The sequence below is a fragment of the Dermabacter sp. HMSC06F07 genome, assembly GCF_001807345.1.
In the GTDB taxonomy this organism is placed as follows: domain Bacteria; phylum Actinomycetota; class Actinomycetes; order Actinomycetales; family Dermabacteraceae; genus Dermabacter; species Dermabacter hominis.
In genome coordinates this window covers 643,058-657,936 of the sequence record NZ_KV788588.1, presented here as the reverse complement: position 1 = coordinate 657,936, position 14,879 = coordinate 643,058, and the positions used below count along the sequence as shown (strand labels likewise).

At 64.6% G+C, this 14,879-nt stretch carries 12 protein-coding genes; 6 read left to right on the top strand and 6 right to left on the bottom strand.

What is annotated here, in order from left to right; translation table 11 throughout:
• Positions 1–108 precede the first annotated feature (108 nt).
• From HMPREF3157_RS10120 to HMPREF3157_RS10100, 5 genes are read left to right on the top strand one after another with little or no spacing between them, the layout of a single operon-like run.
• Entirely contained in the window at positions 109–1,683 is a 1,575-nt protein-coding gene (locus tag HMPREF3157_RS10120) for an ABC transporter ATP-binding protein (protein ID WP_070436246.1), read from the top strand.
• On the top strand, positions 1,680–3,008 hold the full coding sequence (locus HMPREF3157_RS10115) for an ABC transporter permease (protein ID WP_034374002.1): 1,329 nt from the start codon (positions 1,680–1,682) through the stop codon (positions 3,006–3,008). The genes HMPREF3157_RS10120 and HMPREF3157_RS10115 overlap by 4 nt, the downstream gene beginning before the upstream one ends.
• Before the next feature lies 1 nt (position 3,009).
• Complete coding sequence (locus tag HMPREF3157_RS10110) at positions 3,010–4,359, top strand: ABC transporter permease (RefSeq protein ID WP_016665049.1); 1,350 nt, start codon at positions 3,010–3,012, stop codon at positions 4,357–4,359.
• 11 nt (positions 4,360–4,370) lie between these two features.
• Positions 4,371–4,772 (top strand): cytidine deaminase, encoded by a 402-nt coding sequence (locus HMPREF3157_RS10105; RefSeq protein ID WP_070436245.1) that lies wholly within the window; start codon positions 4,371–4,373, stop codon positions 4,770–4,772.
• A gap of 38 nt (positions 4,773–4,810) precedes the next feature.
• Complete coding sequence (locus HMPREF3157_RS10100) at positions 4,811–6,097, top strand: thymidine phosphorylase (RefSeq protein WP_016665047.1); 1,287 nt, start codon at positions 4,811–4,813, stop codon at positions 6,095–6,097.
• A 31-nt stretch (positions 6,098–6,128) separates the two neighbouring features.
• Here the strand turns inward: HMPREF3157_RS10100 and HMPREF3157_RS10095 are convergent, their stop codons facing one another.
• Complete coding sequence (locus tag HMPREF3157_RS10095; protein ID WP_016665046.1) at positions 6,129–7,259, bottom strand: NUDIX domain-containing protein; 1,131 nt, start codon at positions 7,257–7,259, stop codon at positions 6,129–6,131.
• Between the two features lie 64 nt (positions 7,260–7,323).
• Between HMPREF3157_RS10095 and deoC the strand changes: the two genes are divergently transcribed.
• Entirely contained in the window at positions 7,324–8,004 is a 681-nt protein-coding gene (gene deoC / locus HMPREF3157_RS10090; RefSeq protein WP_070436298.1) for a deoxyribose-phosphate aldolase, read from the top strand.
• 3 nt (positions 8,005–8,007) lie between these two features.
• On the opposite strand, the gene HMPREF3157_RS10085 is transcribed toward deoC, so the two are convergent.
• The 5 genes from HMPREF3157_RS10085 to HMPREF3157_RS10065 all read right to left on the bottom strand — a co-directional run bounded on the left by HMPREF3157_RS10085 (position 8,008) and on the right by HMPREF3157_RS10065 (position 14,875).
• Positions 8,008–9,747, bottom strand: coding sequence for a phospho-sugar mutase (locus HMPREF3157_RS10085; RefSeq protein WP_070436244.1), 1,740 nt, complete (start codon positions 9,745–9,747; stop codon positions 8,008–8,010).
• The gene (locus HMPREF3157_RS10080) at positions 9,744–10,580 is read right to left on the bottom strand and encodes a purine-nucleoside phosphorylase (protein WP_016665043.1); all 837 of its coding nucleotides are present in this window, start codon (positions 10,578–10,580) and stop codon (positions 9,744–9,746) included. Before HMPREF3157_RS10080 ends, HMPREF3157_RS10085 begins: the two co-directional genes overlap by 4 nt.
• 27 nt (positions 10,581–10,607) lie before the next feature.
• Positions 10,608–12,383, bottom strand: a complete 1,776-nt coding sequence (locus HMPREF3157_RS10075) for an acetyl/propionyl/methylcrotonyl-CoA carboxylase subunit alpha (RefSeq protein ID WP_016665042.1) — start codon at positions 12,381–12,383, stop codon at positions 10,608–10,610.
• Between the two features lie 75 nt (positions 12,384–12,458).
• Positions 12,459–13,178, bottom strand: a complete 720-nt coding sequence (locus HMPREF3157_RS10070; protein WP_083288156.1) for a Maf family protein — start codon at positions 13,176–13,178, stop codon at positions 12,459–12,461.
• Positions 13,175–14,875: a DUF885 domain-containing protein gene (locus tag HMPREF3157_RS10065; protein ID WP_070436243.1), complete on the bottom strand. Its 1,701-nt coding sequence runs from the start codon at positions 14,873–14,875 to the stop codon at positions 13,175–13,177. Before HMPREF3157_RS10065 ends, HMPREF3157_RS10070 begins: the two co-directional genes overlap by 4 nt.
• Positions 14,876–14,879 lie beyond the last annotated feature (4 nt).

The following is a 14,879-nucleotide window of genomic DNA, read 5'->3' as shown; positions in this document are numbered from 1 at the left end:
CGGCCCCCTCCCGCGGGAGGGGGCCGCCAGCACGCCCATCCCCCTTATACTCGAATCCACACCCCCTCGGGCCCGCGGGGTCCGTGTGACTCACGGAAGGCAGCGCTCGTGAAACTCGAACTGCGAGGCATCACGAAGGTGTTCGGCTCGCTCGTAGCCAATGACCACATTGACCTGGTCATCAACGAGGGCGAAATTCATTCGCTCCTCGGCGAAAACGGCGCGGGTAAGTCCACCCTCATGAACGTTCTGTACGGGCTCTATCAGCCCGACGGCGGCCAGATTCTTATCGATGATCAGCCCGTGCATTTCGCGGGCCCCGGAGATGCTATGGCCGCCGGTATCGGCATGGTGCACCAGCACTTCATGCTCATCCCGGTCTTCACCGTTGCGGAAAACGTGGCGCTCGGCCACGAGCCTACGAAGGGCGCCTTCCTCGACCTCGACCAAGCACGCGCGAAGGTGCGCGAAATCTCCAAGCGCTTCGGCTTCGACATCGACCCGGACGCAAAGGTCGAAGATCTCCCCGTCGGTGCGCAGCAGCGAGTCGAGATCATCAAGGCGCTTTCGCGCCGCGCCGAGGTTCTTGTTCTCGACGAGCCCACGGCGGTGCTCACGCCGCAGGAAACCGATGAGCTCATGCAGATCATGCGTCAGTTGAAGGATGAGGGCACATCGATCGTGTTCATCACCCACAAACTGCGCGAGGTTAAGGCAGTCGCGGACCGCATCACGGTCATTCGACGCGGCAAGGTCGTGGGCGCAGCCGATCCAAGCGCGCCGCAAACCGAACTTGCAAACTTGATGGTGGGCCGTCCGGTGGCCCTCGACTTTGCGAAGTCTGAGCCGAAGGGCGGCGAGGCGGCCCTCAGAGTTGAGAACCTCACGGTCACGGACTCGCAGGGGCTCAAGCTTTTGAACTCCGTGAGCTTTGACGTCCACGAGGGAGAAATCCTCGGTGTCGCGGGTGTTCAGGGCAATGGCCAGACGGAACTCACCGAAGCTCTCCTCGGCCTTCAGGAGAACGTGAGCGGTCACGCCGTCCTGAACGGCACCGATCTCGTGGGCCTCAGCACGAAACGGATCCTGGACGAAGGCGTCGGATTTGTTCCCGAGGACCGCACCGAGGACGCCCTCATGAAGTCGTTCTCGGTCGCTGAGAATCTTGTTCTCGACCAACACGACCGCAGGCCTTTCGGCTCGGTAATCTCCCTTCACCCGAGCACGATCCGCACGCACGCCGAAAGCCAGGTCAAGGAATTCGACATTCGCACGGCCGGAATTGACCTTCCCGTTGGCTCCCTCTCGGGTGGCAACCAGCAGAAGGTCGTCATGAGCCGCGCGCTTTCGCGAGACCTTTCGCTCTTTATCGCCTCTCAGCCCACACGCGGCGTCGACGTCGGCTCGATCGAGTTCCTTCACAAGCGCATCGTTCTCGAACGAGACAAGGGAACCCCGGTCATCATCGTGTCGACCGAACTCGACGAGGTGTGCCAGCTTGCCGACCGCATCGCAGTGATGTACCGCGGTGAGATCCTCGGGATTGTGCCTGGAAACGAAAGCCGCGAAGTGCTGGGCCTCATGATGGCCGGGTACACCGCCGAGGCGGCTCGCGAGGCCGTCGCTAACGGAACGGGAACGCTGAGTGAGAGCGCCCTGACCGAGGAAGGAGAGCTCTCGTGAGCGAGAAAAACACCGCGTCGAGTCGCACCCTCGCCCAGCGGATTGGCCGCAGCGAAGTCTCGGTCGTCATCGGTGCGTTCATCATTGCCGCGATCATCGGTAGCGTTCTCATCTTGATCGCCAATGAAGATGTACGTGAGTCCTTCGGCTATGTCTTCGCGCGCCCGAGCGATTTCTTTGGGGCCTCGTGGGCAGCGATCGCCGGGGCGTACGAGGCGATGTTCCGCGGCGCTATCTTCGACTACAACGCGCGTACGACCGCCCTCATGTGGCGCCCTCTGTTCGAGACACTGACAGTCGCGACTCCGCTGATCATCGCCGCCTACGGCATGGCCGTGGGTTTCAGGGCGGGCATGTTCAACATCGGCGGCACCGGTCAGCTCCTCATCGGTGCTGCAATGGCCGGATACGTCGGATTCACGTGGACGTTCCTTCCGCCTGTCGTCCACCTCATTGTCGCGCTTGCGGTCGGTGCACTCGCAGGTGCGGTGTGGGGCGGCATTGCGGGCTTCCTCAAAGCGCGATTCGAGGCGAACGAGGTCATCTCGACCATCATGCTCAACTGGATCGCGGTCTCGCTTCTCGGCTTCCTCCTGACGACGAAGGCCTTCACCGCAGCGAACTCGTCGCAGCCCATCTCGCCGAACGTCGCCGTGAATGCACAGCTTCCCGTTCTCATCTCCGGTTACCGTCTGCACGCCGGTATCTTCATCATGCTCCTCGCAGGCGTGTTCATGTGGTGGCTGCTCACGCGCAGCTCGCTCGGCTTCAAGTTCCGGACCGTCGGTGAAAACCCCCGCGCCGCGCAAGTCGCGGGCATCAAGGTCGGCACGACGAGCTTCCTCGTTATGGTCGTCGCCGGCGCACTCGTGGGTCTGGCCGGCTCCGTTCACTTGCTCGGCACCGAGCACCGCCTCACGAGCGGAATCGCCGGCAACGTCGGCTTCGACGCGATCACGGTTGCGCTCCTCGGCCGCTCGGGCCCCATCGGGATCCTCCTTGCGGGTCTTCTCTTCGCGGCCCTCGGCGTGGGTGGTCGGTTCATGGAGTCGAACCAGGGAGTCCCGATCGACCTCGTGAGCATCGTCCAGGCGCTCGTCGTGCTCTTCATCGCCGCGCCACCGCTCGTGAGGACCCTCACCGGTCTCTCGTTCCTTGCGCGAGACAAAAAGGACGACGACACACCGGCGGGTAGTGCCGCTCCCGCGACGGAGGAATCCGACGCCTCCACGGCAACCGTCGGAACCGTAACCCCCGCCGCAGCCGGCAGCCACCGGGCAAGCGCACCCGCAGCCGACTCCGCCGACGCTTCAAAGGAGGCATGAGATGAGCGTTCAGGATCCCCGCGCCCTTCCCACGGACGACGTCGTCGTTCTCGACACCGTCAAGGGGCGTCTCCCGAACTGGTGGCACATGCCCGTTGCCCTGAGCGTCTTTGCGCTCGTGGCCCTCGCAGGGTTTTGCCTCGGGGCGGTCCCCGGGCACGACTCGACATTCGCAATCGCCCGCGAGTCGATGTTTACCGACATGGGGGTGCCACAGAAAATTTCGATGCCCGCGCAAGCAACCTCGCTGGTGTTGGGCCTCGTTCTCGTCGCCCTCGCGGTCCTTGCGTGGATCGTGCAGGCGAAAAACCTCGCGTGGCCGCGCGGCACGAAAGCGCTCCTGCAGGTTCTCTTCGGAGTTTTGTGGGCCTTTGACTTCCTTGTGTGGGCCGTCGCGGGTCAGGCACTCGACCTCGGCTACCTCCTCCAGGCGACTCTTGCCCTCGCGGTTCCGCTCGTGTTCGGTGCGCTTTCGGGCGTGCTGTCGGAGCGGGCGGGCGTCGTCAACATCGCGATCGAGGGCCAGCTGCTACTCGGCGCGTTCGGCGCCGCGCTCGTAGGCTCGATGACGGGTAGCCCGTGGATCGGCATGATCGCCGCGCCGATCGTCGCGCTCCTGATCGGTGCACTGCTCGCGCTCTTTGCGGTTGGTTACCACGTGCAGCAAATTATCGTCGGTGTGGTGCTGAATGTGCTCGCGATCGGCCTCACGGGCTTCCTGTTTGGAACGCTTATGAAGCAGGATCCGGAACACTTCAACACCCCCATGCGGCTGCCGAACCTCCGCGTTCCCGTTCTCGCCGATATCCCCGTGATCGGCCCCGCGCTCTTTGACCAGAACATTCTCGTGTACCTCATGTGGGTCATCGTTGCCATCCTCACGACCGCGCTTTTCTGGACCCGCTGGGGTCTTCGCGTACGTGCCGTTGGCGAGCACCCCCTCGCCGCCGACACCGTGGGCATTAACGTTGCGCGCACGCGCTGGAGCAATGTTCTCCTGGGCTCGGCCGTCGCCGGCCTCGGCGGCGCGACCCTCACCATTGGCACGAACGTGGCGTTCGCGAAGGAAATGAGCGCGGGCAAGGGCTATATCGCTCTCGCCGCCATGATCCTCGGCCGCTACCACCCCGTTGGAGCAATGTGTGCGGCGCTCTTCTTCGCGTTCGCGACTGCCCTCCAACAGAACCTCGGCATTCTCTCGAGTTCTCTTCCGCCGGACCTTCACAAGGCCACCGTGCCCTCGGAGTTCCTCGCGATGCTGCCGTACGTCGTGACGCTGTTCGCGGTCGCCGGTTTCGTGGGGCGGGTTCGCGTGCCCGCTGCCGATGGCGAGCCGTACATCAAGCAGTAGGAGCCTCGGCGATGACCGACTTCGAACCTTTGCTTGAAGCCGCGCGCGCGGTCGCTGCCCGCGCCTACGTCCCGTATTCGCACTATCCCGTGGGGGCCGCGGGGCTCGTGGACGACGGGCGCATCGTACGCGGGTGCAATGTCGAGAACGCCGGTTATGGTGTGACGCTCTGCGCCGAATGCGGCATGCTCTCAGAGCTCATGGCGAGCGGTGGCGGGAAGATCCGTGCGTTCGTGTGCGTCAACCGGCTCGGCGAGGTCATCATGCCGTGCGGCCGCTGCCGGCAACTTCTCGCCGAACACGCGGCGAGCGACTTCACGATCCTGACGCCGAAAGGGGAGGCGAGCCTCGACGAGATGCTTCCCCAATCGTTCGGCCCCGCCGATCTCGATGCTGCCGCGCCCGAGGCGTAGGCGCATTTTCTCAATTGACACAGTCGAAAGGACACCCCATGGCTGAAGCATTTGATGCGGTTGATGTCATCCACGCCAAGCGAGACAAGCGCGAGCTCACGCCCGAGCAAATCGCCTGGACGATCGATGCGTACACGCGCGGTGTGATTGCCGAGGAGCAGATGAGTGCGCTCGCGATGGCGATCTTCCTCAACGGAATGAACCGCGAAGAGATTGCGCTGTGGACGAAGGCCATGATCGCTTCGGGCGAGCGGATGAGCTTCGACGCCCTGTCGAAGACGACGACCGATAAGCATTCCACGGGTGGCGTGGGGGATAAGATCACCCTTCCGCTCGCTCCGCTTGTCGCCTCCTTCGGGGTGGCTGTTCCGCAGCTCAGCGGCCGCGGTCTCGGCCACACGGGAGGTACGCTCGACAAACTCGAGTCGATCCCCGGTTGGCGCGCAAATCTCACGAACGATGAAATGATGCGCCAGCTCGAGACCGTTGGTGCGGTCGTGTGCGCGGCGGGAAGCGGCCTAGCCCCCGCCGATAAGAAGCTCTATGCGCTGCGTGATGTGACGGGGACCGTGAACTGCATTCCCCTCATCGCGAGCTCGATCATGAGCAAGAAGATCGCCGAAGGCACCGCCTCCCTTGTGCTTGACGTGAAGACCGGCTCGGGCGCGTTCATGGAAGACGAGTCGATGGCGCGGGAGCTCGCCCGCACGATGGTCGATCTTGGCTCCGATGCGGGCGTCAATACCGTCGCGCTCCTGACCGACATGTCCGTCCCGCTCGGGCGCGCGGTCGGCAACGCAATCGAGGTCGAGGAAAGCGTCGAGGTTCTCGCCGGCGGTGGCCCGGCAGACGTCGTTGAACTCACCGTTGCCCTCGCGACCGAAATGCTTGCCGCAGCGGGTGTCACGGACGTTGACGTCGACGCCGCGCTCAAGGATGGCCGCGCGATGGACACGTGGAAGGCCATGATTCGCGCTCAGGGCGGCGACCCCGACGCCGCACTCCCCGTCGCGAAGCACAGCCACGAGGTCATCGCGCAGTCCGACGGCTGTGTAACCGGCCTCGATGCCATGAAGGTCGGCGTTGCCGGTTGGCGCCTCGGTGCTGGCCGTTCGCGGCCCGGCGAAGCCGTCCAGTTCGGCGCGGGCGTGCGCCTCAACAAGACCGTTGGCGATCGCGTTACGAAGGGCGAAGTTCTCGCGACGCTCCTCACCGATACCGAGGATCGTTTTGCGCGCTCCCTCGAAGCGATCGAAGGCGCGTGGTGCATCGAGGACGTCGAGAATTTCGAGCGCGGATCACTCGTGCTCGACCGGATCGCCTAAAGAGCGAATGGGGCCCTGCCCCTTTCGCTGCTCAGCGTGCGGCGTTGAGTTTCGCGCGTAAGCGCGGAAGCACTTCGTCGCGAAACAGCGGGGCAAGGAGGTGCGCCTCGCCCGGCTGGGGGTGGATCGGAAACCACCGCACCTCTTCGATCTCTGCGTGCGCGGTGAACTCCTCGGGGCTCGCAACTTCGGGCGCGAGGAAGACATCGGAAATGAGGAGAGTACCGGCTTCGTTCGCAGCGGCGGTTTGAAAATGCCCAAGGTGCGTGAGTTTTTCCGGATCGAGGCGGAGATTGAGCTCCTCGTGAATCTCCCGCACCGCGCAGTCGAGTGGAGTTTCGCCCGCTTCGGGTTTTCCGCCCGGCTGCATGAACTTCTCTGTCCCGCGCTTGCGGACGCCGAGGACCTGCCACTCGCCTTGGGACTTGCCGTAGAAGCACACGGCAGACACCGTGATTGTGGGCGGTGCCTCGCGCGAGCGCGCGGGTTCGACGGTTGCTGAGCGAGCGTCGGCCTCCCACAGGCATTCAAGCCCGCCAAGGCGGGCGAGGGCCGGCCTGAGTGCGAGGCGGCGCATCCCGGCTCCCGCCCATGCGTCGACATCTCGACCCTGGGAACGGGCGAGTGCGAGACCGCGGCGAACGAGAGTGGGGATCGGCTTGCGCGCCTGGCGAACGTCGCGCACGAAGCGCAAGGCGAAAACGAGGGCGGCGGGACGATCGAGGACGATCGCATCCGCGAGAAGTCCGCGCTCGGCGAGGGCGGTGACGAGTTCGGCTGCGAAAATGCCTTCGGCAATGGCAAGCGGAGATTCCTCCGCACTAAAGATGCGGGTGCCCGTGCGCCGGGACTGCGAAATCGAATACGTGGGAACCTCGACCGCTCCCTCGTAGCAGAGGGTTTCAAGGGCTGCGAGAGCGTCGCCTGCGCGCCACGAGGCCGGATCGTCCCAGTCCACGATCCCAAAGGCGGAGGGTAGACCTTCTTCATCGCCGTCGCGGTAGAAGTCATCGAGATTGAGTACGGGCAAGCCTGAGTGCTCCGCAAGGCGCCCCTTGCCGCTTCCCGAAGGGCCGGAGAGAAGGACGATGCGGCGCGCGGGCGCGCCGGTGCGTGGGCGATGCATCGAGGCGGGGCTTTGGGAAATTGGGGGATGACTCACGGAACCTCATCCTATGCCCATCGGCTTTGAGAGAGCCCCGGTCGGCGCGTGGGAGAATGAACGCATGACAAATCACAACGACAACACCACCGTGTCCTACGACGAGCTGGCCGCGATGATCGACCACACGCTCCTCAAGCCCGAGTCGACTCCGGCCGACGCCGCGGCTCTCGCGCGCGAGGCTGAGAAGCTTGGCACCTACTCGATTTGCGTGTCGCCATCGATGCTCCCGATCGAGACGAGCGTCCACGTCGCGACCGTGTGCGGTTTTCCTTCGGGGCAGGTAGCGCCCGAAGTGAAGGCCTACGAGGCCGCCGATTCGGTCAAGAAGGGGGCCGAAGAGATCGACATGGTCATCAACGTGGGTCGCGCTATCGCGGGCGACAGCGACTTCACTGAGCAGGAGATCCGCGCTGTGCGCGAGGCCGCGCCGAGGCCCGTCATTCTCAAGGTCATCATCGAGTCCGCAGCGCTCAACGATGAGCAGATTGTTGCCTCATGCGAGGCGGCTAAGCGCGCGGGCGCCGATTTCGTTAAGACCTCCACGGGCTTCCATCCCGCCGGCGGTGCGAGCGCCCACGCCGTCGCGCTCATGCGCGAAACCGTGGGTGAAGACTTCGGCGTGAAGGCCTCGGGTGGCATCCGCACACTCGAAGCCGCGAAAGAGATGATCGCCGCGGGCGCAAACAGGCTCGGCCTGTCCGGTTCCGCGGCGATCCTCGATGAGCTAGAGGCGCGTTCCTAGGCTCTAGGCGCCAAGGAGCTCGCTGAGCTCCTTCTTCATAAGTTCGAGCTTCTCGGCCGCGCGTTCACGTGCGGCCGAGAGGTCGTTAAAGCTCGCGTCTGCCGCGATAGGACTGACGACCTCGAGGTAGGCCTTGAGCTTCGGCTCGGTTCCCGACGGGCGCACGATCACACGCGAGTCGTCCTCGGCAAGCAGGAACATGCCGTTTGTGGGCGGCAGGCCCGTGGTCTCGAGCGACCCCTCGGCGAGATCGCGGACATCGACCACAGGCGAGTTCGCGAGCGCGCTCGGGGGAGTCGTGCGGAGGGTGGTCATCATCTCGCCGATGCGGTCGAGGTTGCTCACCCGGATCGAAAGCTGCGAGGTGAGGTAGAGCCCGCATTCGCGCGCAAGGTCGTCAAGGAGATCGACTAGGCTCGCGCCGTGTGCTTTCGTGAGGGCGGCGAGCTCGGCGATCGCGAGAGCCGCCGACATGCCGTCCTTATCCTTGACGACATCGGGGAGCACGCAGTAGCCAATCGCTTCTTCGTACCCGAACGCAATGTTGTGTGCGCGGGCGATCCATTTGAAGCCCGTGAGGGTCTGGGTGCTCGCGTATCCGCGAGCTTTCGCGAGCGCCCCGAGGGAGCGTGAACTCACGATCGAGTTCGCGAATGCCCCCTCGACCTCGCGGTGGTCCGCAATGTAGGTCGCGAGAAGCAGTCCCAGCTCATCGCCGTGCAGCATGCGCCACACCTCGCGGCGCGGGTCATAAATGGCGGCGGCACAGCGATCCGCGTCGGGATCGTTCGCAATGACCAGATCTGCCTCGACCTGTTCGGCGAGTTTTGCCGCGAGATCGATCGCCCCCTTTTCCTCCGGGTTCGGGAAGGGAACGGTCGGAAAGTCGGGATCTGGCTCTTGCTGCTCCTTCACGCTGTGGACATCCGTGAAGCCAGCGCTCTCGAAGGCGGAGAGCATCGTCGCGCTACCGACGCCGTGCATGGCCGTGTGGACGATGCGCAGGTTCGCACGTGCGGCGCGAGCCGCACCCGTATCGGTCGCGTCGCTTCGCTCAATAATCGGGAGGATAGCCTCGACGTACTCGTCGACGAAGGATTCGGGCATCGTCTCCCACCCGCTTTCGGCGAGGGGAATGTCGCGCACCGCTCCCACGGAGGCGATTTTCGCGGCGATATCCGCGTCGGCCGGCGGGACGATCTGCACGCCGTTGCCGTCTTCACTTGCGGCGCGGCCACCCAGGTAGACCTTGTAGCCGTTGTCCCGTGCGGGGTTATGGGAAGCCGTCACCATGATGCCGCAATCTGCACTCTTCGCACGCACGGCGTGCGCGAGCACGGGAGTTGGCCAGTGGTGGGGCATCAGGATGACCTCGTGGCCGGCAGCGGTGAGGATAGCGGCGCTCGTTTCGGCAAACGTGCGGGAGTTGTAGCGCGCGTCGTAGCCAATCACGATGCGTGCCTTCCCAACGACATCGCTGAGGTAGGCGCCGATGCCTGCCGCGGCGCGCGACACGACCGCAACATTCATGCGGTTCGGGCCGGGGCCCATCGCACCTCGAAGACCGGCGGTGCCGAACTGGAGAGTTCCGGCGAAGGCTCCTTCGAGTTCGGCGAGTTCGGCCTCGTTGCCCTCCTCAGCAGCGGCAATGCGATGCTTGAGTTCCTCGCGCGTGCTCTGGTTCGGGTCATCCTCCATCCATGCACGCGCGCGGGAAGCAAGGTTTGGCTCGAGCGCGCTCATCGGTCGCTCTCCTTTGCGATGGCGTGAATGGTGCTGGACAAAAGCTTCGCGAGGCGCGGAGCCGCAGCGTGCCCTGCCTCAACGACTTCTTCGTGGTTGAGCGGCGTGGGGGAGATCCCCGCGGCAAGGTTTGTCACGAGCGAGAAGCCGAGCACGTCGAGGCCTGCTTCGCGCGCAGCCATGGCCTCGAGCACGGTCGACATGCCCACGAGGCTCGCACCGAGAACGCGCGCCATCTGGACCTCTGCGGGGGACTCGTAGAACGGTCCGCGAAATTGCATGTAGATGCCTTCGTCGAGGCCCGGATCGATTGACTTCGCGATCTCGCGCAAGCGCGGTGTGTAGATGTCGGTTTGGTCGACGAAGGTCGCACCCGTGATCGGGCTGTCACCCGTGAAGTTGATGTGATCGGTGATGAGCACGGGACTACCCGGCTTCCACTGTTCGTTCAGGCCGCCGCAGCCGTTGGTCAGCACGAGCGTCGTCGCGCCGAATTCGGCAGCGGTGCGCACGCCGTGAACCGTGGCGCTTACGCCGTGGCCCTCGTAATAGTGGGTGCGGGCACCGAGCACGAGTACGCGGGCCCCGCCGGAAATCTCAAAGATGCGGAGGGTCCCGACGTGACCTTTGACCGAGGGCTTCTGGAAACCGGGGATCGCGTCGGCGGGAGTGCTGAACAGTTCCGTGCCGAGGAGCTCGGCTGCCCCGGACCAGCCGGATCCGAGCGTCACGGCAATGTCAATCCGCTCGATGCCGGAGGCCTCGCGCAGGACGTTTGCCGCGTCCTTGGCGAGGAGGTACGGGTCGGGTGTCATGTGTGCATTGTCAGTCATGCGACAAGCCTACCCGCGCGGGACCGCCTAATCTTCGATCGAGCAGAGTTGCGCACCCGCGGAAACCGTGGCGCCGATCTCCGCGTCGAGGTTCGTCACAATTCCGCTCCGGTGCGCAAGGATCGGCTGCTCCATTTTCATCGCCTCAAGGACGAGGATGAGGTCACCGTCGGCGACGGTTTGCCCCTCCTCGACGGCGATCTTGACGATGGTTCCCTGCATGGGTGCGCTCACCGCATGGCCGCCGGCCGAGGTACTCCGGGCGCTGCTCGTGCGACGCTTGCGGCGCTGGGGAGTGGCTGCACGAGGCGCGCGCAGAGACGCGGGAAGCGAGATCTCGACCTTGCGCCCGTCGATCTCGACGATGACGTCCTCGCGATCCTCGACGTCGTCCGTGGCGTTCGGGAGAGCGGAGGGGGTGATGTCACCCGAGAATTCCGTCTCAATCCAGCGCGTGTGCACGGCGAAGGGAGTATCCGGATCGCTCGGTGCGAATGCTGGATCGTCGACGACGAGTCGGTGGAAGGGCATGACGGTGGGAATGCCGTCGATACGGAACTCGGCGAGGGCACGACGTGAGCGCTCGAGCGCCTCCTCGCGGGTCGCACCGGTCACGATGAGCTTCGCGAGCATGGAGTCGAAATAGCCGGAAATCGAGTCACCCGTGCGCACGCCCGAGTCCACGCGCACGCCCGGGCCGAGGGGCGGTTCAAAAAGCTTGACGGGCCCGGGGGAGGGGAGGAATCCTCGCCCCGCGTCTTCGCCGTTGATGCGGAACTCAAAGGAGTGTCCGCGGGTCTGAGGATCCACGGGGGAAATTTTCTCGCCCGCGGCGATGCGGAACTGTTCGCGCACAAGGTCGACTCCCGTGACCTCTTCGGTCACGGGATGCTCAACCTGGAGGCGCGTGTTGACTTCGAGGAACGAGATGGTGCCGTCCTGGCCCACGAGAAACTCGCACGTGCCTGCCCCCACGTAGTGGGCTTCCTTCAAAATCGCTTTCGACGATTCGACAAGGCGCGCGTGTTGCTCGTCGCTCAAGAATGGTGCAGGCGCCTCCTCGACGAGTTTCTGGTGGCGTCGTTGGAGCGAGCAGTCCCTGGTAGAGACGACCTGGACGTTGCCGTGGCTATCGGCGAGGCACTGCGTTTCCACGTGGCGCGGTGCGTCGAGGTAGCGCTCAACAAAGCATTCTCCACGGCCGAACGATGCGATTGCCTCGCGAGTCGCGGAGTCGAAGAGCTCGCGCACCTCACTGAGCTCACGCGCGACTTTCAAACCGCGCCCGCCCCCGCCGAATGCCGCCTTGATGGCGATTGGGAGGCCGTGCTCCTTGGCAAAGGCGACCACTTCGCCCGAATCTTTGACGGGATCCTTGGTGCCCGCAACGAGCGGCGCTCCTGCCGCCTGGGCAATATGGCGTGCGGAGACCTTGTCGCCGAGCTTCTCGATGGCCTCGGGGCTGGGGCCGATCCACACGAGGCCAGCGTCAATCACGGCTTGCGCGAAGTCCGCACGCTCCGACAGGAACCCGTAGCCCGGGTGGATTGCTTCAGCGCCGCTTCGCTGCGCGATGTCGAGAAGCTTGTCGATCACGAGATAGCTCTGCGCGGCGCTCGCTCCGCCGAGGGCGTAGGCCTCGTCAGCGACGCGCGTGTGCAGAGCGTCGCGATCCGAGTCGGAATACACGGCGATCGATCGCAGCCCGGCGTCGCGGCAGGCACGGGCAATGCGTACGGCGATCTCACCACGATTGGCAATGAGAACCGTGCGGAACGGTCGATGGAGCGCGGGCTTAGGCATTCGGGATCCTTTTCAGGTGTCGGGCGAAGTGCTCAGCAACCTTCCGAGCATATACCGCCCGTAGACGAAAGAGCTTTACGACGAGGACGTTGGACGCCAAAGGTCAGTGATCGGGAGAGAAATCTCCGCGAGCATCCGGCGAAGAAGCGGAAGCGACAGACCGATGACCGCGTGGTGATCGCCCTCGATGCGTTCAATGAAGGGGCCGCCGTACCCGTCGATCGTGAAGGCGCCCGCAACCCACAGCGGTTCGCCCGTCGACACGTACGCGTCGATCTCGGCATCGGAAAGCTCGGCAAAATAGACATCTGTCGATGCCGTATTGCCGAACGTCGCCCCGGTTCCGCCATCCAGCGGGTCGCGATCATCGATGAGCCAGTGCCCCGAATGAAGTCGCGCCCTCTTTCCTCGCATCTCCCGCCACCTCTCGCGTGCGGCATCTGCCGTGCGGGGTTTGCCTACGAGGGCGCCATCGATCTCGAGCATCGAGTCGCCGCCGAGAACGACATACCCACCTTCGCTCGCCGCGCACGACGCTTCGGCCTTCGCTCTGGCGAGTGTCAGCACTTGATCCTCGAAGGCCAGCTCGCCCGAGGACTCGAGTGCCGCGGCGAGAACAGCTTCCTCGTCCACATCCGCGGGCAGGGTCGTGAACTCGATCCCGGCACGCGTCAGCACGGCCTTACGTCCGGCAGACTGGGAGGCCAGGAGCAGGAGCGGTTCGTGAAGTGGGGTTCCGACGGTTGCTTGGCGGTCGTCGGCCCCTTCGCCCACCCCGGGGAGCCCGCTGTTCATGCACCGACCCCGCTGCCGTGGGGAGCCGAAAGAGCGGAGCGCAGCACCGAAAGGGGCAGGCTGCCGAGCTCGAGCGCTTCGCGATGGAAGTCGCGAAGAGACGTGCCGCGCGCGAGAGCCTCGTCGCGCAACTGCTCCCAGACTCGCTGGCCGAGCTTGTAGCTCGGGGCCTGGCCGGCCCAACCGAGGTAGCGGTGATACTCGAAGCGCTGAATCGGCTCTTCCATGCGCCAGTGTTCGCGGACGAAGTCCCAACCGCGCTCGTAAGTCCACTGCCCGCCACCAAACTGTTCAGGAACGGGAAGTTCGTTGTGAAGACCGATATCGAGGACGACGCGGCCGGCGCGCATGCGCTGCTCCATGAGCATGCCGAGCTTTTCTCCGTCGGTTGTGAGATAGCCGAGCTCCTCCATGAGCCGCTCTGCGTACAGCGCCCAGCCTTCGCCGTGGCCCGACACCCACATGAACGACGCACGCCAGCGGTTCAGGCGCTCTGCTTGAAGCTGCTGCGTGCCCACCTGGAGGTGATGCCCGGGCACGCCCTCGTGGTACACGGTTGTGGTTTCGCTCCACGTGCGGAACGTGTCAACTCCGGCGGGGGTGTCCCACCACATGCGACCGGGGCGCGAGAAGTCCTCGCTCGGGCCGGTGTAGTAGATGCCGCCCGCGCCCGTTTCAGCGATCATGCATTCCAGGCGCGTGAGCTCCTCCGGAATATCAAAGTGCGTCCCGGCAAGATCACGAATCGCCGCGTCGGAAAGCTCCTGCATCCACGCCTTGAGGTTGTCGGTGCCGTGAAGAACGAGCGACTCATCGGCATTTAGGGAGGCCATCGCGGCATCGATAGAATCGCCGCCGCCATTGCCGTAATGCGCATTCAGGCGCGAGGCTACCTGCTTCTGTTCGTCGATCAGGCGCGTGAGTTCCTCAACACCGAACTCGTATGCCTCCTCGACGTCGATCTCTTCGCCGAGGAACGTGCGCGAACCGAGCTGGTAGGCCTCGCGGCCGACGGCGTCCTTCTCGGGAGCGTTCTCCGCAAGCTCCTCAAACACCTCTGCGAGTTTCGTATAGGCCTCGCACGCGAGGTTCACATTCTGTTCAAGCTTCTCGCGGGCCGGGCCCTCAAGGCCGGATTTGGTGACGAGGGAGGGGAAGAAACCGTCGGCCTTCGTAAAGGAGCGTGACTGTTCCGCGCCAATGAGCTGCTGGCGCTTTGCCGCGAGAACCCCCTTCGACGCGGCGTATCGGAGCGATTCGGCGTAGCCCTCGACGGCCGCCGGCACGCGTGCGAGGCGCTCGCTGATCGTGTCCCAATCCTCGGCGCTTTCGTTCGGCATCATGTCAAAAATGCTGCGGATCCCTTGAACGGGGGAGGCGATGTTGTTCACGGTCGCATGCGTGAGGAGCGCGTCGTGATGCTCGAGCTCGAGGCCGAGGCGCTCCCGCATGGCTGCGCGCGTCACGTGATCGACATCGTCGCCAGGATGCTCACGCTCAACGCCGTCAAGGGCGGCGAGCGTCTCGCGCGTCAGTGAAGCACCTTTCTCAAGACCTTCTGGGGACAGGTCGTCCATGAGATGGTCCTGGCCGGGGACGCCGAGGCTCGTGGCGGTCATGGGGCTCAAAGCGATCGAGCGCTCAACAAAATCATTCGCGACGTGATCGGTAGGGCTAGGGGTGCGCTTCGTTGTCATGGCA